Here is a 24937-nt window from a genome sequence, read left to right on the forward strand (position 1 = left end):
TAGAATGCCGCGAACCTTCAGACCGCCGGCGCCTATTGATGTCCACGATAGCAGACAACATTCTTCAGGTTGGTTCGCGCATCCAGACCGCGACCCAAGCCGCACACCGTCCTGAAAACAGCGTCCAGTTGCTCGCCGTGAGCAAAACCAAACCCGCCGAGGCGCTGCGCGAAGCGTATGCCGCCGGTCTGCGCGATTTTGGCGAGAACTACCTGCAGGAAGCCCTGGGCAAACAGCTCGAACTGGCCGACCTGCCCTTGATCTGGCACTTCATCGGCCCCATTCAATCGAACAAGACTCGTGCGATTGCCGAGCATTTCGACTGGGTGCACTCCGTGGATCGCCTGAAAATCGCTCAACGCCTGTCCGAACAGCGCCCGGCCGAGCTGCCGCCGCTGAACATCTGCATTCAGGTCAACGTCAGCGGTGAAGCCAGCAAATCCGGCTGCACCCCGACTGACTTGCCAGCATTGGCCGCAGCCATCAGCGCCTTGCCCAGGTTGAAACTGCGTGGGCTGATGGCGATTCCCGAGCCGACCGAAGATCGCGCCGAGCAGGATGCGGCTTTCGCCGCTGTGCAGAAGTTGCAGGCGAGCCTCAATCTGCCGCTCGACACACTGTCCATGGGCATGAGCCACGACCTCGAGTCGGCCATTGCTCAAGGCGCCACTTGGGTCCGCATCGGTACGGCCCTGTTCGGCGCCCGCGACTATTCCCAATCTTGAACGTTTCCAGATAAGGACCACACATGAGCAACACACGTATTGCGTTTATCGGTGCGGGCAACATGGCGGCCAGTCTGATCGGCGGCCTGCGCGCCAAGGGTCTGGAAGCTGCCCACATCCGCGCCAGCGACCCGGGTGAAGAAACCCGCGCCAAGGTCAGCGCCGAACACGGCATCGAAACCTTCGCTGACAACGCCCAGGCCATCGACGGCGTCGATGTGATCGTGCTGGCGGTCAAGCCGCAGGCAATGAAAGCCGTGTGCGAAGCAATTCGCCCGAGCCTGAAACCGAATCAACTGGTGGTATCGATTGCCGCCGGCATCACTTGCGCAAGCATGACCGCGTGGCTCGGCGAGCAGCCGATCGTGCGCTGCATGCCGAACACCCCGGCACTGCTGCGTCAGGGTGTCAGCGGTTTGTACGCGACCGGCGAAGTGACTGCCGAGCAGCGTCAGCAAGCCGAAGAACTGCTGTCCGCCGTCGGCATCGCCCTGTGGCTGAATGAAGAACAGCAACTGGACGCCGTGACCGCCGTGTCCGGTTCCGGCCCGGCGTATTTCTTCCTGCTGATCGAAGCGATGACCGCTGCTGGCGTAAAACTCGGCCTGCCGAAAGACGTCGCAGAACAACTGACTCTGCAGACCGCGCTGGGTGCCGCGCACATGGCTGTTTCCAGCGACGTTGACGCTGCCGAACTGCGTCGTCGCGTGACCTCGCCAAATGGCACCACCGAAGCCGCGATCAAATCATTCCAGGCCAATGGCTTCGAAGCCCTGGTCGAAACCGCACTCGGCGCCGCCGCGCACCGCTCGGCCGAAATGGCCGAACAACTGGGCAAATAAGGAGCCTTACATGATTGGATTGAACACTGCAGCGGTTTACGTGCTGCAAACCCTCGGCAGCCTGTACCTGCTGATCGTGCTGCTGCGCTTCGTTCTGCAACTGGTACGGGCGAACTTCTACAATCCGCTGTGCCAGTTCATCGTCAAAGCCACCCAGCCGCTGCTCAAGCCACTGCGCCGGATCATCCCGAGCCTGTTCGGCCTCGACATGTCGTCGCTGGTCCTGGCGATCCTGGTGCAACTGGCGCTGATGGCGCTGACCCTGCTGCTGACTTACGGCACCACTGGCAACCCGCTGCAACTGTTTATCTGGTCGATCATTGGCGTGACCGCGCTGTTCCTGAAGATCTTCTTCTTCGCCCTGATCATCAGCGTGATTCTGTCGTGGGTCGCGCCGGGCAGCCACAATCCGGGCGCTGAGCTGGTCAATCAGATCTGCGAACCGGCGCTGGCACCGTTCCGCCGTTTCCTGCCTAACCTCGGCGGGCTGGATCTGTCGCCGATCTTCGCCTTCCTCGCGCTGAAGCTGATCGACATGCTGGTGATCAACAATCTGGCGGCGATGACGATGATGCCGGAAATCCTCCGTCTGCTGATGTGAGCTGGTTTCGATGGGACGGTGACGACTTGATCCTTGAGTGTCACCTGCAACCGGCAGCCCGCAGCGATGACTTCGCCGGGCTGCACGGTGATCGTTTGAAGATCCGCCTGACCGCGCCGCCGGTTGAGGGCAAGGCGAATGCGTATCTGATGGGCTTTCTGGCCAAGGCGTTTGGCGTTTCCAAGAGCCAGGTCAGTTTGCTCAGCGGCGAGTTGAACCGGCAGAAGCGGGTGAAGATTTGCTCGCCGAAGAAGTTGCCGGATTTGCCTGGGTTGGTTGGGCGCTTGTCTTGAGTTTTGCGGCGTCTGCGCCCCTCACCCCAGCCCTCTCCCCCTGGAGAGGGAGCCGATCTATGGTGTTTTCGGAACCTGAGTTCAGCCCGATATATCAGGTCGGCGTAGCTCAAAAGAACACCTCGGTCAGTCCCCTCTTCCTCTGGGAGAGGGAGCCGATCTGGTGGTTTTCAAGGCCTGAGTTCAACTCGATAGATCAGGTCGGCGTAGCTCAAAAGAACACCTCGGTCGGTCCCCTCTACCTCTGGGAGAGGGCTAGGGTGGGTAAAGACCGGGTACATCCTTTACGTTTGAGACCGGGGACATGGTTTACAGGTATTAATCATGGTCAGGAGGTGCTGACCATGCCCTGGAATCAAGAGTCCCCAATGGATCAACGAGTGAAGTTAGTCAGTGACTGGCTTGGCGGCAGCTACACCAAGAGCCAATTAAGCCGGCGCTATGGTGTCAGCCGTCCAACCATCGACAAGTGGCTGGAACGATACGCAGCGTTGGGCGTAGATGGCTTGAAAGAGCAATCGCGCAAGCCGTTGAACTGTCCTCATCAAACGCCCGACGAAATTATTGCCACGCTGCTGGCCAAGAAAAACGAACATCCCGATCGGGGACCCAAGCAGATCATTGGTCGCCTGCGCGATTCCGATCCGCATATCCAATGGCCGGCCGCGAGCACCGCCGGGGAGTGGTTGAAGAAAGCTGGTTTGGTGGTGGCGCGACGGCCCTATCCCCCGCGTCCCCGTGCTCCAACACATTTGCGTCCGGTCGACGCGCCCAACCAGACTTGGTGTGCTGATTACAAAGGGCAGTTCAAAATGCAGGACGGTAATTGGTGCTACCCGTTGACCATTACCGATCAGATGAGCCGCTTTTTATTCGTCTGTCGCGCCTTGCCCAGTACGCACGGAGCGCCGACGCGGGAAGGCTTCGAGTGGGCTTTTCGAGAATATGGGCTGCCGGATGTGATCCGCACTGACAATGGCGCTCCTTTTGCGTCGACAGGTCTGGCGCGACTTTCGAAGTTATCGGTTTGGTTCATCAGGCTTGGAATCCATGTCGAAACGATTACGCCTGGCCGTCCCGACCAAAATGGGCGACATGAACGGATGCATAGAACGCTAAAGGCAGCAGTGCCACCGGCGGAAAACCTGGTGCGCCAGCAGCTGGCTTTTCAGGAATTCATCCAAGACTTTAACCACCACCGACCGCACACCGCGCTGGGCATGAAACCGCCGGCATCTGTCTATAGCCCGTCGACACGCGCTTATCCTGGTTACTTGCCTGCGTTTGAATACGGTTCCGATGTTGAAGTACGCAAGGTTCGGTCAAATGGGGAAATTAAATGGAAAGGACAGCTGATTTTTCTAGGAGAGGCTCTGATTGGAGAGGATATCGCGCTGAAGGAAGTGGCTGATGACGCTTGGGAACTGTACCTTTGCAGCCACTGTTTAGGCAGGCTTGAAAACGGCGCCAAACGCGTTTCAAGCCTTTAAAGGTGTAAACGATGTCCCCGGTCTAATTTGTAAAGGATGTACCGGTCTCTACAGTGAGGGCCGCTTGCCGCTAACCCCCCCGGTCTTTAGACTTACGCCTCATTTCAACGAGAGCAGGGTCGATGCCAACTGCCTTTCCCCCCGATTCTGTTGGTCTGGTGACGCCACAAACCGCGCACTTCAGCGAACCGCTGGCGCTGGCCTGTGGCCGTTCGCTGGCCGCCTATGACCTGATCTACGAAACCTACGGCACGCTGAACGCGCAAGCGAGCAACGCCGTGCTGATTTGCCACGCCTTGTCCGGCCATCATCACGCTGCCGGCTATCACAGCGTCGACGACCGCAAACCCGGTTGGTGGGACAGCTGCATCGGCCCCGGCAAACCGATCGACACCAATAAATTCTTCGTGGTCAGCCTGAATAATCTCGGCGGCTGCAACGGCTCCACCGGCCCGAGCAGCATCAACCCGGAGACTGGCAAACCGTTCGGTGCCGACTTCCCGGTGCTGACCGTGGAAGACTGGGTGCACAGCCAGGCGCGCCTCGCTGATCTGCTCGGCATCGGCCAGTGGGCGGCGGTGATCGGCGGCAGCCTCGGCGGCATGCAGGCGCTGCAATGGACCATCACCTACCCCGATCGCGTGCGTCACTGCCTGGCCATCGCCTCGGCACCGAAGCTGTCGGCACAAAACATCGCCTTCAACGAAGTCGCGCGTCAGGCAATCCTCACGGACCCGGAATTCCACGGCGGTTCGTTCCAGGAAGCGGGCGTGATCCCCAAGCGCGGCTTGATGCTGGCGCGCATGGTCGGCCACATCACTTATCTGTCCGACGATTCCATGGGCGAAAAATTCGGCCGTGGCCTGAAGAGCGAAAAGCTCAACTACGACTTCCACAGTGTCGAGTTCCAGGTCGAAAGCTACCTACGCTATCAGGGCGAAGAGTTCTCCGGACGCTTCGATGCCAACACCTATCTGTTGATGACCAAGGCACTGGATTACTTCGATCCGGCGGCGAACTTCGACGATAACCTGGCGAAAACCTTTGAGAACGCCACAGCCAAATTCTGCGTGATGTCGTTCACCACCGACTGGCGTTTCTCCCCGGCGCGCTCACGAGAACTGGTGGATGCGCTGATGGCGGCGCGCAAAGACGTCAGCTATCTGGAAATCGATGCGCCGCAGGGCCACGACGCCTTCCTGATTCCGATCCCTCGCTACTTGCAGGCGTTCGGCAATTACATGAACCGCATCACGCTGTGAGAAAGCCATGAGAGCTGATCTGGAAATCATCCAGGAATGGATCCCCGCCGGCAGCCGCGTCCTCGACCTCGGTTGCGGTGACGGCGAGCTGCTGACCTGGCTGCGCGACAACAAGAACGTCACCGGTTATGGCCTGGAAAACGACGCTGACAACATCGCCCAGTGCGTGGCCAAAGGCGTCAACGTCATCGAGCAGGATCTGGACAAGGGGCTGGGCAACTTCGCCAGCAACAGTTTCGACATCGTCGTCATGACCCAGGCCCTGCAAGCTGTGCATTACCCGGACAAGATCCTCGACGAAATGCTCCGGGTCGGCCGTCAGTGCATCATCACGTTCCCGAACTTCGGTCACTGGCGTTGCCGCTGGTACCTGGCGAGCAAGGGTCGCATGCCGGTCTCGGAGTTTCTGCCGTATACCTGGTACAACACGCCGAACATTCACTTCTGTACCTTCGAAGACTTTGAAGAACTTTGCCGCGAACGTGATGCGAAGGTCATTGATCGGCTTGCTGTGGATCAACAGCACCGTCACGGGTGGGCCAGTAAGCTATGGCCTAATCTGTTAGGTGAGATCGGTATCTACCGCGTCAGCAGCCCGCAGCTTGCAGACCACAAAGTCGCGGTCTGAATCCCGACATTTCGAGGAGCACGATCATGGGTCGTTTAGCGTTGTTGTTATTGACTGTCTGCCTGAGCGCCAGCGCTCTGGCGGCCGACATCATCAAAGGCGAGCGTCAGGAAACCTTTGGCGACGTGACGGTGCACTACAACACTTTCAACTCGACGTTCCTGCAGCCGGACATCGCCAAGGCTGCGGAGCTGATTCGCAGCAAGAATCAGGGCGTGATCAATGTCTCGGTGATCAAGGACGGCAAACCGCTGATTGCCAACGTCACCGGCACGGTCAAAGACCTGACCAGCCAGAGCGTGCCGCTGAATTTCCGCCAGATCACCGAACAGGGCGCGATCTACTACATCGCCCAGTATCCGGTGGAACAGCAGGAAACCCGCACCTTTGAAATCAAGGTGCAGAACGGCGACAAGATCAACACCATCAATTTCAACCAAGAACTCTTTCCCGGCGAATGATGAACATCAAGCAGCTCGTACTGGCCAGCCATAACGCCGGCAAACTCAAAGAACTCCAGGCCATGCTCGGCGAATCGGTGCAACTGCGCTCGATTGGCGAGTGGAGCAACGTCGAGCCGGAAGAAACCGGCCTGTCGTTCGTCGAGAACGCGATCCTCAAGGCGCGCAACGCCGCACGCATTTCCGGGTTGCCGGCGCTGGCCGACGATTCCGGTCTGGCGGTGGATTTTCTCGGCGGTGCGCCGGGCATCTACTCGGCGCGCTATGCCGACGGCAAGGGCGATGCGGCGAACAACGCCAAACTGCTCGATGCACTGAAAGATGTGCCGGAAGTCGAGCGCGGTGCGCAATTCGTTTGCGTGCTGGCGCTGGTGCGCCATGCCGACGATCCGTTGCCGATCCTCTGCGAAGGCCTGTGGCACGGGCGCATTCTGACCACTGCCAGCGGCGAACACGGTTTCGGTTATGACCCGCTGTTCTGGGTGCCGGAACGTGACGTATCCAGCGCCGAACTGAGCCCGGCCGACAAGAACCAGATCAGCCACCGCGCCCGTGCAATGGATCTGCTGCGCCAGCGTCTGGGCTTGAAATGACCCGTAACTCTTCCGCGTCGTCGCTGATTGTCGGCGGCGCCGCCTCTTCGCCTCGGGCGCCGCTGCCGACGCTGCCGCCCTTGGCGCTGTACATCCACATCCCGTGGTGTGTGCGCAAATGTCCGTATTGCGATTTCAACTCGCACACTGCCAGCCCGGTGTTGCCGGAGCAGGAATACGTCGACGCCTTGCTGGCCGATCTCGATCAGGACCTGCACGCGGTTTACGGCCGGGAAATCAGTTCGATCTTCTTCGGTGGCGGTACGCCAAGCCTGTTCAGCGCTGAAGCCCTTGGGCGTCTGCTCGAAGGCGTTGAGCAGCGCATTCCGTTCGCTGAAGACATTGAAATCACTCTGGAAGCCAACCCCGGAACGTTCGAGCAAGAGAAGTTCGTCGCGTACCGCAAGCTGGGGATCAATCGTCTGTCGATCGGTATTCAGAGCTTCCAGCAGGAAAAACTCAAGGCGCTGGGGCGGATTCACAACGGTGACGAAGCGGTACGTGCGGCGGGCATGGCGCGGCAGGCCGGGTTCGATAACTTCAACCTCGACTTGATGCATGGCTTGCCCGATCAGTCGCTGGACGATGCCTTGAGCGACTTGCGTCAGGCCATCGCACTGAATCCGACGCACATCTCCTGGTATCAACTGACGCTGGAGCCGAACACGGTGTTCTGGAACCAGCCGCCGGTGCTGCCGGAAGACGACACGCTGTGGGACATCCAAGAGGCCGGGCAGGCGTTATTGGCCGAGCACGGTTATGCGCAATACGAAGTGTCGGCGTATGCCCAGGCCGGTCGGCCGGCGCGGCATAACCTCAATTACTGGAGTTTCGGCGACTTCATCGGCATCGGCGCGGGCGCGCACGGCAAGCTCAGCCATCCGGACGGACGCATCGTTCGTACCTGGAAGACCCGTTTGCCGAAGGACTATCTCAACCCGGCGAAAAGCTTTCAGGCCGGCGAGAAAGCGCTGACCAATGACGAGATGCCGTTCGAGTTTCTGATGAACGCGTTGCGCCTGACTGCTGGCGTCGAATCGCGCCTGTATCCTGAGCGCACCGGGCTGTCACTGGAAAGCCTCGCCGAAGGCCGGGCAGCGGCCGAACAAAGCGGTCTGTTGCAGGTCGAACCGTCACGTCTGGCGGCCACCGAGCGCGGACAGCTGTTTCTCAACGACTTGCTGCAACAATTTCTGAACTGATTTCAGTGCTAAGGGAAAACGCATGGATTTGATACTCGACCTGCTCGCCACCGTCTCCCGCTGGAGCCGCAGCAACCTCTCGGAAATCGCCCTGGCGCTGGTCGGCTGCCTGCTGGTGCTGTTCGGCGCCGACTTCAAAGGCTGGGTCGAGCAACGCCTGGGCAGCATCGCCGGCGCCTTGCGCGTGCCGCTGATGTCGCTGCTCTGCGTGATCGGCAGCGGCGCAGCGCTGATTTACGCCACGCCGTGGGTGATCAAGGGTTTGAGCCAGTTCAACAACTACAGCCTGGCGCCCGTCCTGCTGGTAGTCCTTGTCCTCATCGGCGTAGTCGCCGACCGCCGCTGATCACTCTGCAGCTTATGATCGTTCCCACGCTCCGCGTGGGAATGCATCATTGGACGCTCTGCGTCCGCTGTGGGACGCAGAGCGTCCCGGGCAGCATTCCCACGCAGAGCGTGGGAACGATCGTTGCGTGATACTCAGGACTGCTTTTCGAACTTCAGGTCCCACACGCCATGGCCCAGTCGTTCGCCGCGGCGTTCGAACTTGGTGATCGGGCGTTCGGCCGGGCGTGGCACGCACTTGCCGTCTTCGGCGAGGTTGCGATAACCCGGGGCGACGTTCATCACTTCCAGCATGTATTCGGCGTACGGTTCCCAGTCGGTAGCCATGTGCAGAATGCCGCCGACTTTCAACTTGCTGCGTACCAGTTCAGCGAACGAGGCCTGAACGATACGGCGCTTGTGGTGACGGCTCTTGTGCCACGGATCCGGGAAGAACAGCATCAGGCGATCGAGGCTGTTGTCGGCGATGCAGCGGTTGAGCACTTCGATCGCGTCGCAATCGTAGACCCGCAGGTTGGTCAGGCCCTGAGTCAGCACGCCATTGAGCAGCGCGCCGACACCCGGACGGTGAACTTCCACACCGATGAAATCCTGATCCGGTGCGGCCGCTGCCATTTCCAGCAGCGAGTGACCCATGCCGAAACCGATCTCCAGCGAGCGCGGTGCCGAACGGCCGAAAACCTGATCGTAATCCACCGGCGCGTCGGCCAGCGGCAGCACGAACAGCGGCGTACCCTGATCCAGACCTTTTTGCTGGCCTTCGGTCATGCGCCCGGCGCGCATCACGAAACTCTTGATGCGGCGGTGTTGGCGCTCGTCGCCTTCTTCCGTCTGGATAGGCGTGTCGTTCGATTCAGTCATCAATGGCTCTTACTTGATCAGACCATCCAGCGGCGAAGAGGCGCTGGCATAGAGTTTTTTCGGCATACGGCCAGCGAGGTAGGCCAGACGGCCTGCAACGATGGCGTGTTTCATGGCTTCAGCCATCATCACTGGCTGCTGGGCATGGGCGATGGCCGAGTTCATCAGCACTGCATCGCAACCCAGTTCCATGGCGATGGTTGCGTCGGACGCAGTGCCGACACCGGCATCGACCAACACAGGAATTTTCGCTTCTTCGAGGATGATCTGCAGGTTGTACGGGTTGCAGATCCCTAGGCCGGAACCGATCAGACCGGCCAGCGGCATCACCGCGATGCAGCCGATTTCCGCCAGTTGACGGGCGATGATCGGGTCATCGCTGGTGTACACCATCACGTCGAAGCCTTCCTTGACCAGCGTTTCCGCGGCCTTAAGGGTTTCGATGACGTTCGGGAACAGGGTCTTCTGGTCGGCCAGCACTTCCAGCTTCACCAGGTTGTGGCCATCGAGCAGCTCACGGGCCAGGCGGCAGGTGCGCACGGCTTCGATAGCGTCGTAGCAACCGGCGGTGTTCGGCAGGAAGGTGTAGCGCTCCGGCGACAGCACGTCGAGCAGGTTCGGCTCGCCTTCGATCTGGCCCAGATTGGTGCGGCGCACGGCGAAGGTGACGATCTCGGCACCCGAGGCTTCGATGGCCTGACGGGTTTCTTCCATGTCACGGTACTTGCCGGTACCGACCAGCAAACGCGACTGGTAAGTACGACCGGCCAGCACAAAAGGCTTGTCGCTACGAACGATGCTCATGGGGAATCCTCTTTAAGGGTGAGGGTCTTGCAGAATTCTGTGCCCTTGCGGGCCGGGCGATCAGCCACCGCCGATGGCGTGCACCACTTCGACATTGTCGCCGTCGTTGAGCGTGGTGTCGGCATGCTGGCTGCGCGGGACGATATCCAGATTGAGTTCGACTGCCACCCGGCGTCCGGTCAGTTCCAGGCGGGTGATCAGGGCCGCAACGGTCTCGCCGTCGGGCAGTTCAAGGGATTCGCCGTTCAATTGAATGCGCATGCACAACGCCGCCATCATTTTTAGGGGCTGGCATTCTAGCCCGATCATGACCTAAAGGTCAGCACCAAGCGTCAAGCGGTTGGTTGCAAGCGCCAGGCGGCGAGCCCCAGGCAAACCCAACCGACCAAAAATGCCAGACCACCGAATGGCGTGATGATGCCGAGCTTGCTGATACCGGTGGTGGTCAGCACGTAGAGGCTGCCGGAGAACAGCAGAATACCGATGACGAACGACATACCCGCCCAAGCGACCAATCGGCCTTGGATCTGCGTGGCCAGCAGCGCAACGCCGAACAGCGCCAGGGTGTGTACCAGTTGATAGGTGACGCCCGTGTGGAAAATCGCCAGGTACTCCGGCGTCAGGCGGTTTTTCAGACCGTGGGCGGCGAATGCGCCCAAGACGACCCCGGTAAAACCGAAAAAAGCGGCCAGCATCAAAAAGCCACGCAGCATTGGGAACTCCAGTCAGACGCGATCGGCAGGGTCTGTATAATGGCCCGCTCCACCGGTTCGGCCAAGCCATCTCTATGCTGCGTACTATTTTCCGTCGTCTCACGAAGGCCCTGCTCTGGTTCGCCGGCGGCAGCATCTTGCTGGTGCTGGTATTCCGCTTCGTGCCGCCGCCGGGTACGGCGTTGATGGTCGAGCGCAAGATCGAATCGTGGGTCGATGGCGAGCCGATCGACCTGCAGCGCACATGGAAGCCGTGGGACGAGATCTCCGACGATCTCAAAGTGGCGGTCATGGCGGGTGAGGATCAGAAGTTTCCCGAGCATTGGGGTTTTGATTTCAGCGCGATCCAGGCTGCACTGGCGCACAACGAACTGGGCGGCTCGATTCGCGGCGCCAGCACCCTGAGTCAGCAAGTATCGAAGAACCTGTTTCTGTGGGCCGGTCGCAGCTATCTGCGTAAAGGCCTGGAGGCCTGGTTTACCGCGCTGATCGAAGTGTTCTGGCCCAAGCAGCGGATTCTTGAGGTGTATCTGAACAGTGTCGAGTGGGATGACGGGGTGTTTGGCGCAGAAGCCGCCGCCCGCCATCACTTTGGCGTGAGCGCGAAGTCGCTGTCAAGGCAGCAGGCGAGTTATCTGGCGGCTGTACTGCCGAATCCACGGGTGTGGAGCGCTAGCCATCCGACCGCTTATGTCTCGCGTCGGGCTGGGTGGATTCGACAGCAGATGAGTCAGTTGGGTGGCGATAGCTATTTGCTGGGCCTCAATGATTCGCGGCGGGCACCGTGGTCTCGATAACCGATCAAAGATCTTCCAAACCCTGAAGATCCCTGTGGGAGCGAGCTTGCTCGCGAAGGCGGTGGGTCATTTAGCAGTGGCGGTGACTGACACTCCGCCTTCGCGAGCAAGCTCGCTCCCACATAGGTTTTGTGTGAAGCCAGAAATGAAAACGCCCCGATCATCGCTGATCGGGGCGTTTTTTATTGCCTGCTCGCCGGTTAAGCAGCGATCGACAACTTGAGCTTGTTCATCGCGCTCTTCTCGAGCTGACGGATTCGCTCGGCCGACACGTTGTACTTCTGCGCCAGGTCATGCAGCGTGGCTTTCTCTTCGGCCAGCCAGCGCTGGTAGAGGATGTCGCGGCTACGTTCGTCCAGCACTTCCAGCGCTTCGTGCAGGTTGCTGTTGGAGTTGTCGCTCCAGTCAGCATCTTCCAGTTGACGCGCCGGGTCGTACCGGTGGTCTTCCAGATAGTTGGCCGGCGACTGGAAAGCACTGTCGTCGTCGGCTTCAGCAGCCGGGTCGAAGGCCATGTCATGGCCGGTCAGGCGACTTTCCATCTCGCGCACTTCACGCGGTTCAACGCCAAGGCTTTCCGCCACACGGTGGACTTCCTCGTTGTTCAGCCACGCCAGACGTTTCTTCTGGCTGCGCAGGTTGAAGAACAGTTTGCGCTGGGCCTTGGTGGTCGCGACTTTCACAATGCGCCAGTTGCGCAGGATGAACTCGTGAATTTCCGCCTTGATCCAGTGCACGGCGAACGACACCAGACGCACACCCATTTCCGGGTTGAAGCGCTTTACGGCCTTCATCAGGCCGACGTTACCTTCCTGGATCAGGTCAGCCTGAGCCAGACCGTAGCCGGAATAGCTACGGGCAATGTGTACAACAAAACGCAGGTGGGCGAGCACCATCTGCCGAGCCGCCCCCAAATCCTGCTCATAGTAGAGACTCTCGGCCAGTTCACGCTCCTGCTCCGGCGTCAGCAATGGAATGCTGTTGACGGTGTGCACGTAGGCTTCCAGGTTCGCACCCGGAACCAACGCATACGCAGGTTGCAAAGAATTGGTCATACGAAAAAACCTCCCACTTACATACTCGTGCCTCTCGGCACTGCGAAAAATTGACCGGGAACTCAAGTACAAGTTCCCAAAAAACCGCGAGGTCAATCACGCGCAAAAAAGATTCTACTTCGGCGCCAGCTCCCTGAGATGGCGTGCGACTGCAATCCATGCACCGATATAACCCAACAGCACCGCGCCAAGCAAGAGCGACAGACCGTCGGCAACTGGCACTCCGGCCAGCGCGAAATCACTGCCGTACAAGCCGGCCAGCCCAACCACCGCATCGTTCAGCCAGTTCAGGCCGAACGCCAATACACCCCAGGACAGTAGCCCCGCACCGAAGCCATACAACGCGCCCATATAAAGGAAGGGACGTCGCACATAACTGTCAGTGCCGCCGACGAGTTTAATCACTTCTATCTCGGTGCGGCGGTTTTCAATATGAAGACGAATGGTATTGCCTATCACCAAAAGTAATGCAGAAACCAAAAGCACCGTCAGACCGAAGACAAAACGATCGCCAAGCTTGAGGATGGCGGCCAGACGCTCGACCCAGACTAGATCAAGTTGCGCCTGTTGTACCTTGGGCAGCTCGGAAAGTTTTTGTCTTAATGCTTCCAGGGTCGGCTTGTCGACTTCGTTCGGGGTGACCAGCACCACGCCCGGCAACGGGTTCTCCGGCAGCTCGCGCAGAGCTTCGCCCAAGCCGGACTGTTGCTGGAACTCTTCCAGCGCCTGATCACGACCGACATATTCAGCATCAGCTACGCCGGGCATGCCTTTGATCTGCTCACGCAACGATTCGCCCTGTTCCGGGCTGGCGTCGAGTTGCAGATACAACGAGATCTGCGCCGCACGCTGCCACGAACCGCCGAGACGCTCGACGTTGTTGAGTAACAGCGAAAGCCCCATTGGCAGACTCAGCGCCACGGCCATCACCATGCAGGTGAAGAAGCTGCCGATCGGCTGCTTGCCGAGACGGCGCAGGCTGTCGAGCAGGCTGGCGCGATGGCTTTCGATCCACGCGCGAAACAGCGTGGCGAAATCCGGGCCATCGTCATCGTCGTGCTTTTTCTTCTTCGGCGGCTGCGGATCGGCGGCTTTCGGGGCCACGCGTTCGGAAACCTTGGGACTGCGTGTCGCACTCATACCCCGGCCTCCCCGTCGCCGATCAATCGGCCACGTTGCAGGGTCAGCATGCGGTGGCGCATGCGCGCGATCAGTGCGAGGTCGTGACTGGCGATCAGCACGCTGGTGCCCAGCCGGTTGATGTCTTCGAACACGCCCATGATCTCGGCCGCCAGACGCGGATCGAGGTTACCGGTCGGTTCGTCCGCCAGCAGCAAGGCCGGGCGATGCACGATGGCGCGGGCAATACCGACGCGCTGTTGCTGACCGGTGGACAGGTCGCCAGGGTACAGATCGGTTTTATCCGACAGCGCCACGCGCTCCAGCGCCGAATCGACGCGCTTGGCGATTTCGGCCTTGGACAAGCCAAGAATCTGTAGCGGCAAGGCGACGTTGTTGAACACGGTGCGATCGAACAGCAACTGGTGATTCTGGAACACCACGCCGATCTGCCGGCGCAGAAACGGAATCTGCGCGTTGCTGATGGTGCTCAGGTCTTGCCCGGCGAGCAGCAGTTTGCCGCTGGTCGGACGCTCCATCGCCAGCAACAGGCGCAACAAGGTGGATTTACCGGCACCGGAGTGGCCGGTGACAAACAAGAACTCGCCACGACGGACTCGAAAGCTCAGCTCATGCAAGCCGACGTGACCGTTCGGGTAGCGTTTACCGACCTGTTCGAAACGAATCATGAACGCTCCCGCTCGGCAAACAGTGCCTGGACAAAGGGTTCGGCTTCAAAGGTACGCAAGTCGTCGATGCCTTCACCGACGCCGATGTAGCGGATCGGCAGGCCGAACTGCTTGGCCAGGGCGAAGATCACCCCGCCCTTGGCGGTACCGTCGAGCTTGGTCAGCGCCAGACCGGTCAGTTCGACGGTCTGGTTGAATTGCTTGGCCTGATTGATGGCGTTCTGGCCAGTACCGGCGTCGAGCACCAGCAGCACTTCGTGCGGCGCATCGGCATCAAGCTTGCCGATCACCCGGCGAACCTTTTTCAGTTCTTCCATCAGGTTGTCTTTGGTGTGCAGACGACCAGCGGTGTCGGCGATCAACACGTCGATGCCACGGGCCTTGGCGGCTTGCACGGCGTCGAAGATCACCGAAGCCGAGTCGGCGCCGGTGTGCTGGGCGATGACCGGAATCTTGTTGCGCTCGCCCCAGACCTGCAATTGCTCCACAGCAGCGGCACGGAAGGTGTCACCAGCGGCGAGCATGACTTTCTTGCCTTCCAGCTGCAGCTTCTTCGCCAGTTTGCCGATGGTGGTGGTCTTGCCGGCGCCGTTGACGCCCACCACCAGAATCACGAAAGGCTTGTTCTGCGAGGTGATTTTCAGCGGTTGTTCGACCGGTTTGAGCATCGCGGCCAGTTCGGCCTGCAGGGATTTGTACAGCGCGTCGGCGTCAGCCAGCTCTTTACGGGCAACCTTCTGGGTCAGGCGCTGGATGATCTGCGTGGTGGCTTCGACACCGACGTCGGCGGTGAGCAGACGGGTTTCGAGGTCATCGAGCAGATCGTCATCAATGGTTTTGCGGCCGAGGAACAGGCTGGCCATGCCTTCGCCGATGCTGGCGCTGGTTTTCGACAGGCCTTGCTTGAGGCGGGCGAAGAAGCCGGCTTTGGTTTCTTCGGTGCGCGGGGCTTCGGCTGGGGCCTCGGCAATCACTTCAACTGGAGTAACAGGAGCAGCGACAACCGGTGCAGGTGCAGGTGCAGGTGCAGGTGCAGGCTCGGGCTGTTGAACAACTGGCGCAACAGACACGGGTGCAACAGGCTCAGCAACAACCGGCGCAGACTCTACAACCGGCTCAACCACAGGCGCCGGAGCCACCTCTGGAGCAAACGCAGCCGGCGCAGGAATCTCTGGGGTGATGTGCGGCGCAGCTTCTTCAACCAACGCCACCGGCTCTTCCGCCACTGGCAAGGTCAGCCATGGCTCAGCCGCCGGCGTCAGCGGCAGTTCAGCCGCCACAGGCGCTTCAGGCTCGAGTTCCGGCTCGACCGGTTGCAGCACCGGCTCGGCAATCGGCAGAACGATCGGTGCCGGCTCTTCTTCTATAACCGGAGCAGGTTCCGGCGCAGGCTCTGGAATCGCGGGCGGCTGTTCGACGACGGGTTCCTGCGGTTTCTTACGCAGCCATCCGAACAGGCTTTTCTTCTCGCCAGCCGCAGCTGGGGTCTTCTTGTCGTCGTTGGAACCAAACATGGAGGACGGCTATCTCACGGTAGCGACGCGCCATAAGGGCGCCCCGGCAAATAAATATTCGATGCAGAACAGACTGTGTTTCATCCAGCTTGTTCACGCGCAACATTTTGTCGAGGCGCCAGCGGCACCCCAAAGAATCGTATAAACGAAGGACTAAACCGGCAAATTCGGCGAAAAAGCGAAGTTTAGTCGATAAACCGTAGCTTTCTGCCGCAAACCCATTCAGCCAGATCAGGTCTGAAAACCTGATAGGCGTGGTCGCCGGTAAAACGGATCAGTATCCTAGCACCCTCTCGCCCGCCGACGCTAAGACCAAGCGGGCAGCCCAACAGGTTAAAAAACGAATGAATGCTCTAGCCCGCCGCGCTGCAGGCCTGCTGCTCAGCACAGTCTGCCTGCCCCTTTCGGCCCTGGCGGCCGACCCGCAACCGACTCACGAATTCACCCTCGACAATGGCCTCAAGGTCGTCGTGCGCGAAGACCATCGTGCACCGGTGGTGGTCTCGCAGGTCTGGTACAAGGTCGGTTCCAGCTACGAAACCCCGGGCCAGACCGGTCTGTCCCACGCGCTTGAGCACATGATGTTCAAGGGCAGCGAGAAAGTCGGCCCCGGCGAAGCGTCGTTGATCCTGCGTGATCTGGGCGCCGAAGAGAACGCTTTTACCAGCGACGATTTCACCGCTTATTACCAGGTTCTGGCTCGCGACCGTTTGGGCGTAGCCTTTGAACTGGAAGCCGACCGCATGGCCAATCTGCGCCTGCCGGCCGACGAGTTCGCCAAGGAAATCGAAGTCATCAAGGAAGAGCGCCGCTTGCGCACTGATGACAAACCGATGTCCAAGGCTTACGAGCGTTACAAGGCCATGGCTTACCCGGCCAGCGGCTACCACACACCAACCATCGGCTGGATGGCTGACCTCGATCGCATGAAGGTCGAAGAACTGCGCCACTGGTACCAATCCTGGTACGTGCCGAACAACGCCACACTGGTGGTGGTTGGCGACGTCACCCCGGACGAAGTGAAAACCCTCGCCCAGCGCTATTTCGGCCCGATCGCCAAACGCGACGTGCCACCGGCGAAAAAGCCGCTGGAACTGGCCGAACCCGGCGAACGCCAGATCACCCTGCACGTGCAGACGCAACTGCCTAGCCTGATGCTCGGTTTCAACGTGCCAAGCATTGCCACCGCTGAAGACAAGCGTTCGGTGAACGCCTTGCGCCTGATCTCGGCCCTGCTCGACGGCGGTTACAGCGGGCGCATCCCGACGCAACTGGAGCGCGGCGAAGAGCTGGTCTCCGGCGGTTCGTCGAGCTACGACGCTTACACCCGTGGCGACAGCCTGTTCACCCTGTCGGCAACGCCGAACACGCAGAAGAAAAAGACCATGGCACAAGCCGAGGCCGGTCTGTGGAAACTGCTGGAGCAGCTGAAAACCACCGCGCCGTCCGCTGAAGAACTGGAGCGCGTGCGTGCGCAAGTGATTGCCGGTCTGGTCTTCGAGCGTGATTCGATCACCAGCCAGGCCACCGCCATTGGTCAGCTGGAAACCGTCGGCCTGTCGTGGAAACTGATGGACACCGAACTCGCCGATCTGGAAAGCGTCACCCCACAAGATATCCAGAACGCCGCCAAGCTGTATTTCACCCGCGAACGTCTCAGCGTCGCCCATGTCCTGCCACTGGAGACGACTCATGAGTAAGCGCAAATCCCCACGCCTGCTGCTCGGCTTGATCGCCGTGGCGGTGATCGGCTCTGCCGCGTTCTACCTGTCGCCAGGCGCTGACAGCAATGCCAGCGAAGCCCTCGACAACGCCAAGTCCAGCCAGAAGCTGCAATCGCTGGCCGAACTCGACGGCAAGGCCCCGGCCAGCCGCAAACTCGACGTGCAAACCTGGAACACCGCCGCAGGCGCCAAGGTGCTGTTCGTCGAAGCCCATGAACTGCCGATGTTCGACATGCGCCTGATCTTCGCCGCCGGCAGCAGCCAGGACGGTAACGCTTCGGGTCTGGCAGTGCTGACCAACGCGATGCTCAACGAAGGTGTCGCTGGCAAAGACGTCGGCGCCATCGCTCAGGGTTTTGAAGGCCTGGGTGCGGATTTCGGCAACGGTGCCTTCAAGGACATGGCGCTGGCCTCGCTGCGCAGCCTGAGTGCCACCGACAAGCGTGAACCGGCGCTGAAGCTGTTTTCGGAAGTGGTCGGCAAACCGACCTTCCCGGCTGACTCGTTCGCACGCATCAAGAACCAGATGCTTGCCGGTTTCGAATACCAGAAGCAGAACCCCGGCAAACTCGCCAGCCTTGAACTGATGAAACGTCTGTACGGCGATCATCCGTACGCGCATTCGAGCGACGGCAATCCGCAAAGCGTGCCGAAGATCACCCTCGCCCAGTTGCGTGAGTTTCACGCCAAGGCTTATGCCGCTGGCAACGTGGTGATCGCACTGGTCGGCGACCTCTCGCGTGCGGAGGCCGAGGCGATTGCCAATCAGGTTTCCGGCACCCTGCCGAAAGGCCCGGCGCTGGCGAAGATCGTTCAGCCACAGGAGCCGAAAGCCAGCACCAACCACATCGAGTTCCCGTCGAAGCAGACCAATCTGATGATCGCGCAATTGGGCATCGACCGAGACGACCCGGATTACGCGGCACTGTCGATGGGCAATCAGATCCTCGGCGGCGGCGGTTTCGGCACGCGCCTGATGAGTGAGGTGCGTGAGAAACGCGGCCTGACTTATGGCGTGTACTCGGCGTTCAGCCCGATGCAGGCACGCGGCCCGTTCATGATCAACCTGCAGACCCGCGCGGAAATGAGCGAAGGCACCCTGAAACTGGTGCAGGATGTGCTCGCCGATTACCTTAAAACCGGCCCGACGCAAAAAGAACTCGACGACGCCAAACGCGAACTGGCCGGCAGCTTCCCGCTGTCCACCGCGAGCAATGCCGATATCGTCGGCCAACTCGGCGCGATGGGCTTCTATAATCTGCCGCTGAGCTACCTGGATGATTTCATGCGTCAGTCGCAGAGCCTGACCGTCGAACAAGTCCGCGACGCCCTGAACAAACACCTGAGCACGGACAAAATGGTCATCGTCACTGCTGGCCCGACCGTGCCGCAAAAGCCGTTACCGGCCCCATCTGATAAACCTGCCGAGCAACCGCTCGGGGTTCCGGAGCATTAATGGCGACTCGTTCCCCAAAAAAACCTGCGCAAAACGTTCACAACGGTGTGAACCAGTTGCGCATCATTGGCGGCCAATGGCGCAGCCGCAAGCTGAGTTTCCCTGACGCGCCGGGCCTGCGCCCGACGCCGGATCGCGTGCGTGAAACCCTGTTCAACTGGCTCGCGCCATACGTTGAAGGGGCCAAAGTGCTCGACCCGTTCGCCGGCAGCGGCGCACTGTTTCTCGAAGCGCTGTCGCGTGGTGCGGCCATGGGTCAGGCGCTGGACGCCAGCAACATTGCCGTCTCCAGCCTGAAAGAACACCTCGGCACCCTGCGCTGCACCAACGGTCAGGTACAAACGGCTGATGCACTGCGTTATCTGGAAACCCAGACCGCCACGCCGTTTGATCTGGTGTTCCTCGACCCGCCGTTCAACCAGAACCTGCTGCCGGCCGTTTGCACCTTGCTCGAAGAGCGTCAGTGGCTGGCGCCGGACTCGTGGATCTACACTGAAAGCGAAACGGCGCCATCGACGCTGGGCCTGCCGGGCAACTGGCGCCTGCACCGCGAGCAGAAATCCGGCCGGGTTTACTACGCGCTGTGGCAACGTACGGCAGAGATCGCCGGTTAACCGACCGGTCTGAATCAGCGGCGTCCCTTCCAATGGGGTCGCCGCTCTGCATCGAGAACCATCGTGTCCGCCTCTTCAGAACGCTTTAACCCCGCCTTCGGCCTCGGCAATCCGCATCTGCAAACCTTGTGGGGACCGCTGTGGCGCAAAACCGTGCATATCGAACGTGAGCGCGAGCGCCTGTGGCTTGATGATGGCGACTTTCTCGACCTCGACTGGCACGGCCCGCACACCGCCGATGCACCACTGGTGCTGGTGCTGCATGGCCTGACCGGTTCCTCCAATTCGCCTTACGTCGCCGGCATCCAGAAGGCGCTGGCCGATCAAGGCTGGGCCAGTGTTGCGCTGAACTGGCGCGGCTGTTCCGGTGAACCGAATCTGCTCCCGCGCAGTTATCACTCCGGCGCCAGTGAAGACCTCGCCGAAGCCATCAAACACCTGCGTGCGAAACGACCGTTGGCACCGTTGTATGCCGTCGGCTACTCCCTGGGCGGCAATGTGCTGCTCAAGCACTTGGGCGAAACCGGCAGCGCCAGTGGTGTGCTCGGTGCTGTGGCGGTGTCCGTACCGTTTCGCCTCGACCAATGCGCCGACCGCATCGGTCAGGGATTTTCCAAGGTTTATCAAGCGCACTTCATGCGCGAAATGGTTGCCTACATCAAGAACAAGCAACGGCAGTTTCAACACGATGGACGCGAAGACGGACTCGCGGCGCTGGCCGCCCTCGGTTCGCTGGAGAACATGCGCACGTTCTGGGACTTCGATGGCCGGGTGACCGCGCCGTTGCACGGTTTCAATGGTGCCGAGGATTACTATCGCCGCGCTTCGAGCCGTTACTTCCTCGGCGAGATCCGCACGCCGACCCTGATCATTCAAGCAGCGGACGATCCATTCGTATTCCCGCACAGCTTGCCGCAGGCCGATGAACTGTCAGCCTCGACCGCCTTTGAGTTGCAGCCACGCGGCGGGCACGTTGGCTTCGTCGATGGCTCGCTGCGTCAGCCTGGCTACTACCTCGAACGTCGTATCCCGCAGTGGCTGGCCAGTGTGCTCGCATGAGCGATCAGGGCGAGTCGATCCATTTCTGGCAAACCGCGCCGCTGGCCGGGGTCGAGTTGTTGTCAGCGCGTTATATCGAGCATCGTTTCGCCCCGCATGTGCATGACGGCTATGTGATCGGCATGATCATGGCCGGCGCCCAGCGTTATCGCTATCGCGGCGCCGAGCATCTGGCCGGCAGCGGCACGTTGGTGTTGATCAACCCCGACGAGTTGCACACCGGGCACAAAGGCACCGAGGATGGCTGGCTGTATCGGGCGTTTTATCCCGATACCGCGCAAATCGTTTCGCTGCTGGATGAACTGGAACTGTCCACCACCAACCTGCCGGCGTTTGGCGCCACGCTGTATCGCGACCCGGATCTGGTCAACGGCTTTGCCCAGTTGCACCGTTTGCTCGAAAGCCCGGCCACCGCGCTGCAACAGCAAACGGTGTGGCGCGAGATGATGTTGCTGCTGTTGCAGCGCCATGCGGCAGTGCCGGTGCCCGGCCGAGCCGGCAAGGAACACCGCGCGGTGCTGTTGGGCAAAGAATTGCTGCACGCACAACTGGCGGCGCCACCGTCACTGGAAGAACTGGCGGCGGCGGTCAATCTGTCGCCCTTCCATTTCGCCCGGGTGTTCCGCCGCGCTACTGGTATGCCGCCGCACACCTGGCTGATGCAGCAACGTATCGCCCAGGCGCGCGCACTGTTGCAGCACGGTTGCCTGCCGGTAGAAGTCGCCATGCAACTGGGGTTTGCCGACCAGAGCCATTTGAGCCGGCAGTTCAAACAGGCTTATGGCGTCGGGCCGGCCGCTTATCGCAGCGCCCGACAGCTTCCTGCAGACAACAATTAACCAATGTGGGAGCGAGCCTGCTCGCGAAAGCGGTGTGTCAGTCCAAGAAATAGTGGCTGACAGGACGCATTCGTGAGCAGGCTCGCTCCCACAGGTATTAATTATTGGCCGGTGGCAATACCGCGCGAAGGCTCATTGATCCACTCACTCCACGACCCGGCATACAACGAACCCAGCGGATATCCCGCCAGACACAACGCGAACAGGTTGTGACACGCCGTCACGCCAGAACCGCAATAAGCCACCAGATCCGCTGGCGAACGTTCGCCGAGCTTCGCGGCAAAACGCTGCTTGAGCTGATCGGCTGGGAGGAATCGCCCATCACTGCCGAGGTTGTCGGTGAACGCCGCGCATTGCGCACCGGGAATGTGCCCGGCCACCGAATCGATCGGTTCCACTTCCCCCTTGAATCGCGGCAACGCCCGAGCATCGATCAAGGTCAACGCAGGTTGGCCAAGACGCTTTTGCAATTTTTCGGCGCTGATCAGCAAGCTCATGTCCGGCTGACCACTGAAACTACCGCGACTGACCGTCGGCGCATCGAGGCTCAGCGGCAACCCCGCCGCATGCCACGCCTTGAGTCCGCCATCGAGAATGAACACGCCATCGCGCTTGCCCAGCCACGCTAGCAACCACCACGCCCGCGCCGCGTAGGCACCGGGGCCGTCATCGTACAAAATCACATCGCTGTCGTTGTTGATGCCCCACGCCTGCAGTCGCTCGATCAGCGCCGCCGGCTCGGGCAACGGATGACGACCGGTTACGCCTTTGACCACGGTGCCGCTGAGGTCACGCTCAAGATCGGCGAAGCTCGCCCCGGCAATGTGCCCTTCGGCGTAGCTGCGCTGACCGTAGTCCGGGTCTTCGAGGGCAAAACGACAATCGAGAATCACCAGCCCCGGCTGCGCCTTGCGGGCATCCAGTGCTTCGGGGCTGATCAGTTGCGCAATCGGCATAACGGGCTCCTGGGGGATTTCAACAGAACGGTTTATTTCACGTCTTCGAGGGCCTGGGCCAGCGGCACATAGAACTCCTCGAACAACGCATTGACCTCGTCACGCGCCTGCTCGGTGACAAATCCGGCCTCCAGCACCAGCACCTGATACACGCCACGTTTAATGGCTTGTTCACTGAGGTGGTTGGAGTTTTCGCGGGTCGTGCAAAGGAAGCGCACCCAGGACGTCAGGATGATCCAGGCATTGAGGGTCAGGGACTCGATCTGCACGCGATCCATATCGAGAATCCCGGCGGCGACAAAACCTTCGTAGATTGCCGCGCCTTGAATCACGCAGCGCTGGGAAAAGCGCCGATAGCGGGCGGCCAGTTCCGGATCACTGTCGAGCAGATGCTCCAGGTCGCGGTGCAGAAAGCGGTAGCGCCACATCGCCGAAAGCAATTCCTTGAGATAGAAACGCTTGTCCTCGACCGTCGCCGCGCGCCCCTGCGGCGGGCGCAGAAAGCTGTCCACGAGGCTTTCGTACTCACTGAACAACACGGCGATGATCGCCTGCTTGTTGGGGAAGTGGTAGTACAGGTTGCCCGGAGAAATCTCCATGTGGGCAGCAATGTGATTGGTGCTGATGCTGCGCTCGCCCTGCTGATTGAACAGTTCAAGGCTGTTCAGCACGATACGCTCGCTGGTTTTTATTCGTGGGGCCATGGCTTGAGCTTTAATTCAGAGTGCGTTGGGGGGCATCTTACGACCTAACCGGAAATGGATAAAACACTGCTGTGCAAGGAAGTCATTTGACTTTCTAGAGCATAGACTCTAAAAGTTCATCACTACAATAAATCCGGAGCAGACCATGACTGCCGACATTGCCTACCTGCAAACGCTGCAACAACCGCTGGCCGAACTGGACCGGTTGTTCGAGGCACAGCGGGCCGCGTATGCCGCCAATCCGATGCCGCCCGCCGCCCAGCGCCAGCAATGGCTCAAAGCGTTGAGCGATTTGTTGAGCAATGAACGCCAGGCATTGATCGCCGCGATCAGCTCCGATTTCAGCCACCGAAGCGCCGATGAAACCTTGCTAGCCGAGCTGATGCCAAGCCTGCACGGTATTCATTACGCCAGCCGTCATCTCAAGGGCTGGATGAAAGCCTCGCGGCGCAAGGTTGGCATGGCGTTCCAGCCGGCCTCGGCGAAAGTCGTGTATCAGCCTCTCGGCGTAGTCGGCGTCATCGTGCCGTGGAATTACCCGTTGTATCTGGCCGTCGGCCCGCTCGTCGGCGCCTTGGCAGCGGGCAATCGGGTGATGCTCAAACTCAGCGAATCGACCCCCGCCACCGGCTTGTTGATGAAAGAGTTGCTGGCGCGAATTTTCCCCGAAGACCTGGTCTGCGTGGTGCTCGGTGAAGCCGACATCGGCGTAGCGTTCTCCCGCCTGCGCTTCGATCACTTGCTGTTCACCGGGGCCACCAGCATCGGCAAACACGTGATGCGCGCCGCCGCCGAAAACCTGACACCGGTCACCCTGGAACTGGGCGGCAAGTCACCGGCCATCGTCTCCCGCGATGTACCGCTCAAGGATGCCGCCGAGCGTATCGCCTTCGGTAAAACCCTCAACGCCGGTCAGACCTGCGTGGCCCCGGATTATGTGCTGGTGCCGGAAGATCGCGTCGGTGGTTTCGTCGAAGCCTATCGCCAGGCCGTGCAGGGTTTTTACCCGACACTCACCGACAATCCGGACTACACCGCGATCATCAACGAACGCCAATTGGCGCGTCTTAACGGCTACGTCAGCGATGCCACCAGCAAGGGTGCGCTGCTGATCCCGCTGTTCGAGCAGGGCCAGGGCCGGCGCATGCCGCACAGTGTGCTGCTGAATGTCAGTGACGACATGACGGTCATGCAGGACGAAATCTTCGGTCCACTGCTGCCAATCGTGCCGTATCAGGATCTGGAGCAGGCATTTGCTTACATCAATAAGCGGCCACGTCCTCTGGCTCTTTACTACTTTGGCTACGACAAACGCGAACAGAACCGCGTGCTGCACGAGACCCATTCCGGCGGCGTGTGCCTGAACGATACGTTGCTGCATGTGGCTCAGGACGATATGCCGTTTGGCGGTATCGGTGCTTCCGGTATGGGCCACTACCACGGCCACGAAGGCTTCCTGACCTTCAGCAAAGCCAAAGGCGTGCTGATTAAACAGCGCTTCAACGCGGCCAGACTGATTTACCCGCCCTACGGCAAATCGATTCAGAAGCTGATTCAGAAACTGTTCATTCGCTAAACATTCGTCACCGCC

Annotated in this window: 28 protein-coding genes; 18 read left to right on the top strand and 10 right to left on the bottom strand. The window is 60.3% G+C overall.

Translation table 11 applies throughout. The features are described from left to right. Nucleotides 1-38: 38 nt before the first annotated feature. The 11 genes from ACZZ0G_RS09760 (at nt 39) to ACZZ0G_RS09810 (ending at nt 8443) form a co-directional block, all read left to right on the top strand. Entirely contained in the window at nt 39-725 is a 687-nt protein-coding gene (locus tag ACZZ0G_RS09760) for a YggS family pyridoxal phosphate-dependent enzyme (RefSeq protein WP_463556014.1), read from the top strand. Nucleotides 726-748: 23 nt separating this feature from the next. After that, on the top strand, nt 749-1567 hold the full coding sequence (gene proC / locus ACZZ0G_RS09765; RefSeq protein ID WP_463556015.1) for a pyrroline-5-carboxylate reductase: 819 nt from the start codon (nt 749-751) through the stop codon (nt 1565-1567). A 10-nt stretch (nt 1568-1577) separates the two neighbouring features. After that, the gene (locus ACZZ0G_RS09770; protein WP_221732387.1) at nt 1578-2168 is read left to right on the top strand and encodes a YggT family protein; all 591 of its coding nucleotides are present in this window, start codon (nt 1578-1580) and stop codon (nt 2166-2168) included. Next, a complete protein-coding gene (locus ACZZ0G_RS09775; protein ID WP_007913642.1) occupies nt 2165-2461 on the top strand; it encodes a DUF167 domain-containing protein in 297 nt (98 codons plus the stop codon). The genes ACZZ0G_RS09770 and ACZZ0G_RS09775 overlap by 4 nt, the downstream gene beginning before the upstream one ends. Nucleotides 2462-2805: 344 nt before the next feature. Continuing rightward, nucleotides 2806-3951 (top strand): integrase core domain-containing protein, encoded by a 1146-nt coding sequence (locus ACZZ0G_RS09780; protein WP_463555955.1) that lies wholly within the window; start codon nt 2806-2808, stop codon nt 3949-3951. 122 nt (nt 3952-4073) lie between these two features. Continuing rightward, on the top strand, nt 4074-5213 hold the full coding sequence (gene metX / locus ACZZ0G_RS09785; protein WP_007913641.1) for a homoserine O-succinyltransferase MetX: 1140 nt from the start codon (nt 4074-4076) through the stop codon (nt 5211-5213). Nucleotides 5214-5220: 7 nt separating this feature from the next. Further along, nucleotides 5221-5841, top strand: a complete 621-nt coding sequence (metW, locus tag ACZZ0G_RS09790) for a methionine biosynthesis protein MetW (protein WP_007913638.1) — start codon at nt 5221-5223, stop codon at nt 5839-5841. 26 nt (nt 5842-5867) lie between these two features. Continuing rightward, entirely contained in the window at nt 5868-6302 is a 435-nt protein-coding gene (locus ACZZ0G_RS09795) for a DUF4426 domain-containing protein (RefSeq protein ID WP_463556016.1), read from the top strand. Continuing rightward, nucleotides 6299-6895, top strand: a complete 597-nt coding sequence (rdgB, locus tag ACZZ0G_RS09800) for an RdgB/HAM1 family non-canonical purine NTP pyrophosphatase (RefSeq protein ID WP_463556017.1) — start codon at nt 6299-6301, stop codon at nt 6893-6895. The genes ACZZ0G_RS09795 and rdgB overlap by 4 nt, the downstream gene beginning before the upstream one ends. Further along, nucleotides 6892-8097, top strand: a complete 1206-nt coding sequence (hemW, locus tag ACZZ0G_RS09805; RefSeq protein ID WP_463556018.1) for a radical SAM family heme chaperone HemW — start codon at nt 6892-6894, stop codon at nt 8095-8097. Before rdgB ends, hemW begins: the two co-directional genes overlap by 4 nt. A 22-nt stretch (nt 8098-8119) precedes the next feature. Beyond that, nucleotides 8120-8443: a DUF3392 domain-containing protein gene (locus ACZZ0G_RS09810; protein ID WP_127930116.1), complete on the top strand. Its 324-nt coding sequence runs from the start codon at nt 8120-8122 to the stop codon at nt 8441-8443. Nucleotides 8444-8577: 134 nt separating this feature from the next. Here the strand turns inward: ACZZ0G_RS09810 and trmB are convergent, their stop codons facing one another. The 4 genes from trmB to ACZZ0G_RS09830 all read right to left on the bottom strand — a co-directional run bounded on the left by trmB (nt 8578) and on the right by ACZZ0G_RS09830 (nt 10820). Further along, nucleotides 8578-9303, bottom strand: coding sequence for a tRNA (guanosine(46)-N7)-methyltransferase TrmB (trmB, locus tag ACZZ0G_RS09815; protein WP_201231625.1), 726 nt, complete (start codon nt 9301-9303; stop codon nt 8578-8580). Between the two features lie 9 nt (nt 9304-9312). Further along, nucleotides 9313-10107 carry a thiazole synthase gene (locus tag ACZZ0G_RS09820; protein ID WP_007913621.1) on the bottom strand — a complete coding sequence of 265 codons (795 nt, stop codon included), beginning with the start codon at nt 10105-10107 and terminating at the stop codon, nt 9313-9315. 60 nt (nt 10108-10167) lie between these two features. Continuing rightward, on the bottom strand, nt 10168-10368 hold the full coding sequence (gene thiS / locus ACZZ0G_RS09825; RefSeq protein ID WP_122604433.1) for a sulfur carrier protein ThiS: 201 nt from the start codon (nt 10366-10368) through the stop codon (nt 10168-10170). Between the two features lie 71 nt (nt 10369-10439). Then, on the bottom strand, nt 10440-10820 hold the full coding sequence (locus ACZZ0G_RS09830; protein WP_463556019.1) for a DUF423 domain-containing protein: 381 nt from the start codon (nt 10818-10820) through the stop codon (nt 10440-10442). A gap of 74 nt (nt 10821-10894) precedes the next feature. Between ACZZ0G_RS09830 and mtgA the strand changes: the two genes are divergently transcribed. After that, nucleotides 10895-11617: a monofunctional biosynthetic peptidoglycan transglycosylase gene (mtgA, locus tag ACZZ0G_RS09835; RefSeq protein ID WP_463556020.1), complete on the top strand. Its 723-nt coding sequence runs from the start codon at nt 10895-10897 to the stop codon at nt 11615-11617. A gap of 200 nt (nt 11618-11817) precedes the next feature. Here the strand turns inward: mtgA and rpoH are convergent, their stop codons facing one another. The 4 genes from rpoH to ftsY form a co-directional block, all read right to left on the bottom strand. Continuing rightward, nucleotides 11818-12672, bottom strand: a complete 855-nt coding sequence (gene rpoH, locus ACZZ0G_RS09840) for an RNA polymerase sigma factor RpoH (protein WP_007913617.1) — start codon at nt 12670-12672, stop codon at nt 11818-11820. A 114-nt stretch (nt 12673-12786) separates the two neighbouring features. After that, nucleotides 12787-13812: a permease-like cell division protein FtsX gene (gene ftsX / locus ACZZ0G_RS09845; protein ID WP_064116278.1), complete on the bottom strand. Its 1026-nt coding sequence runs from the start codon at nt 13810-13812 to the stop codon at nt 12787-12789. Beyond that, nucleotides 13809-14480: a cell division ATP-binding protein FtsE gene (gene ftsE, locus ACZZ0G_RS09850; RefSeq protein ID WP_003229148.1), complete on the bottom strand. Its 672-nt coding sequence runs from the start codon at nt 14478-14480 to the stop codon at nt 13809-13811. Before ftsE ends, ftsX begins: the two co-directional genes overlap by 4 nt. Then, nucleotides 14477-15994 carry a signal recognition particle-docking protein FtsY gene (gene ftsY / locus ACZZ0G_RS09855; protein WP_463556021.1) on the bottom strand — a complete coding sequence of 506 codons (1518 nt, stop codon included), beginning with the start codon at nt 15992-15994 and terminating at the stop codon, nt 14477-14479. The genes ftsE and ftsY overlap by 4 nt, the downstream gene beginning before the upstream one ends. A 344-nt stretch (nt 15995-16338) precedes the next feature. On the opposite strand from ftsY, the gene ACZZ0G_RS09860 reads away from it, so the two are divergent. The 5 genes from ACZZ0G_RS09860 to ACZZ0G_RS09880 all read left to right on the top strand — a co-directional run bounded on the left by ACZZ0G_RS09860 (nt 16339) and on the right by ACZZ0G_RS09880 (nt 21686). After that, a complete protein-coding gene (locus tag ACZZ0G_RS09860) occupies nt 16339-17694 on the top strand; it encodes a M16 family metallopeptidase (RefSeq protein WP_025112091.1) in 1356 nt (451 codons plus the stop codon). Beyond that, nucleotides 17687-19174 (top strand): M16 family metallopeptidase, encoded by a 1488-nt coding sequence (locus ACZZ0G_RS09865; RefSeq protein ID WP_463556022.1) that lies wholly within the window; start codon nt 17687-17689, stop codon nt 19172-19174. The genes ACZZ0G_RS09860 and ACZZ0G_RS09865 overlap by 8 nt, the downstream gene beginning before the upstream one ends. Next, a complete protein-coding gene (gene rsmD, locus ACZZ0G_RS09870; protein ID WP_038358861.1) occupies nt 19174-19788 on the top strand; it encodes a 16S rRNA (guanine(966)-N(2))-methyltransferase RsmD in 615 nt (204 codons plus the stop codon). Before ACZZ0G_RS09865 ends, rsmD begins: the two co-directional genes overlap by 1 nt. A 63-nt stretch (nt 19789-19851) precedes the next feature. Beyond that, nucleotides 19852-20847 (top strand): hydrolase, encoded by a 996-nt coding sequence (locus tag ACZZ0G_RS09875; RefSeq protein WP_463556023.1) that lies wholly within the window; start codon nt 19852-19854, stop codon nt 20845-20847. Continuing rightward, nucleotides 20844-21686 (top strand): AraC family transcriptional regulator, encoded by an 843-nt coding sequence (locus tag ACZZ0G_RS09880; protein WP_463556024.1) that lies wholly within the window; start codon nt 20844-20846, stop codon nt 21684-21686. Before ACZZ0G_RS09875 ends, ACZZ0G_RS09880 begins: the two co-directional genes overlap by 4 nt. A gap of 101 nt (nt 21687-21787) precedes the next feature. On the opposite strand, the gene ACZZ0G_RS09885 is transcribed toward ACZZ0G_RS09880, so the two are convergent. Together ACZZ0G_RS09885 and ACZZ0G_RS09890 are read right to left on the bottom strand one after the other, a co-directional pair. Continuing rightward, nucleotides 21788-22642, bottom strand: coding sequence for a sulfurtransferase (locus ACZZ0G_RS09885; RefSeq protein WP_463556025.1), 855 nt, complete (start codon nt 22640-22642; stop codon nt 21788-21790). A 32-nt stretch (nt 22643-22674) separates the two neighbouring features. Next, entirely contained in the window at nt 22675-23346 is a 672-nt protein-coding gene (locus tag ACZZ0G_RS09890; protein ID WP_007913599.1) for a TetR/AcrR family transcriptional regulator, read from the bottom strand. A 145-nt stretch (nt 23347-23491) separates the two neighbouring features. Between ACZZ0G_RS09890 and ACZZ0G_RS09895 the strand changes: the two genes are divergently transcribed. Beyond that, a complete protein-coding gene (locus tag ACZZ0G_RS09895) occupies nt 23492-24922 on the top strand; it encodes a coniferyl aldehyde dehydrogenase (protein WP_463556026.1) in 1431 nt (476 codons plus the stop codon). The last annotated feature ends 15 nt before the right edge of the window (nt 24923-24937 follow it).

It is taken from the genome of Pseudomonas sp. AC169, from assembly GCF_979258515.1.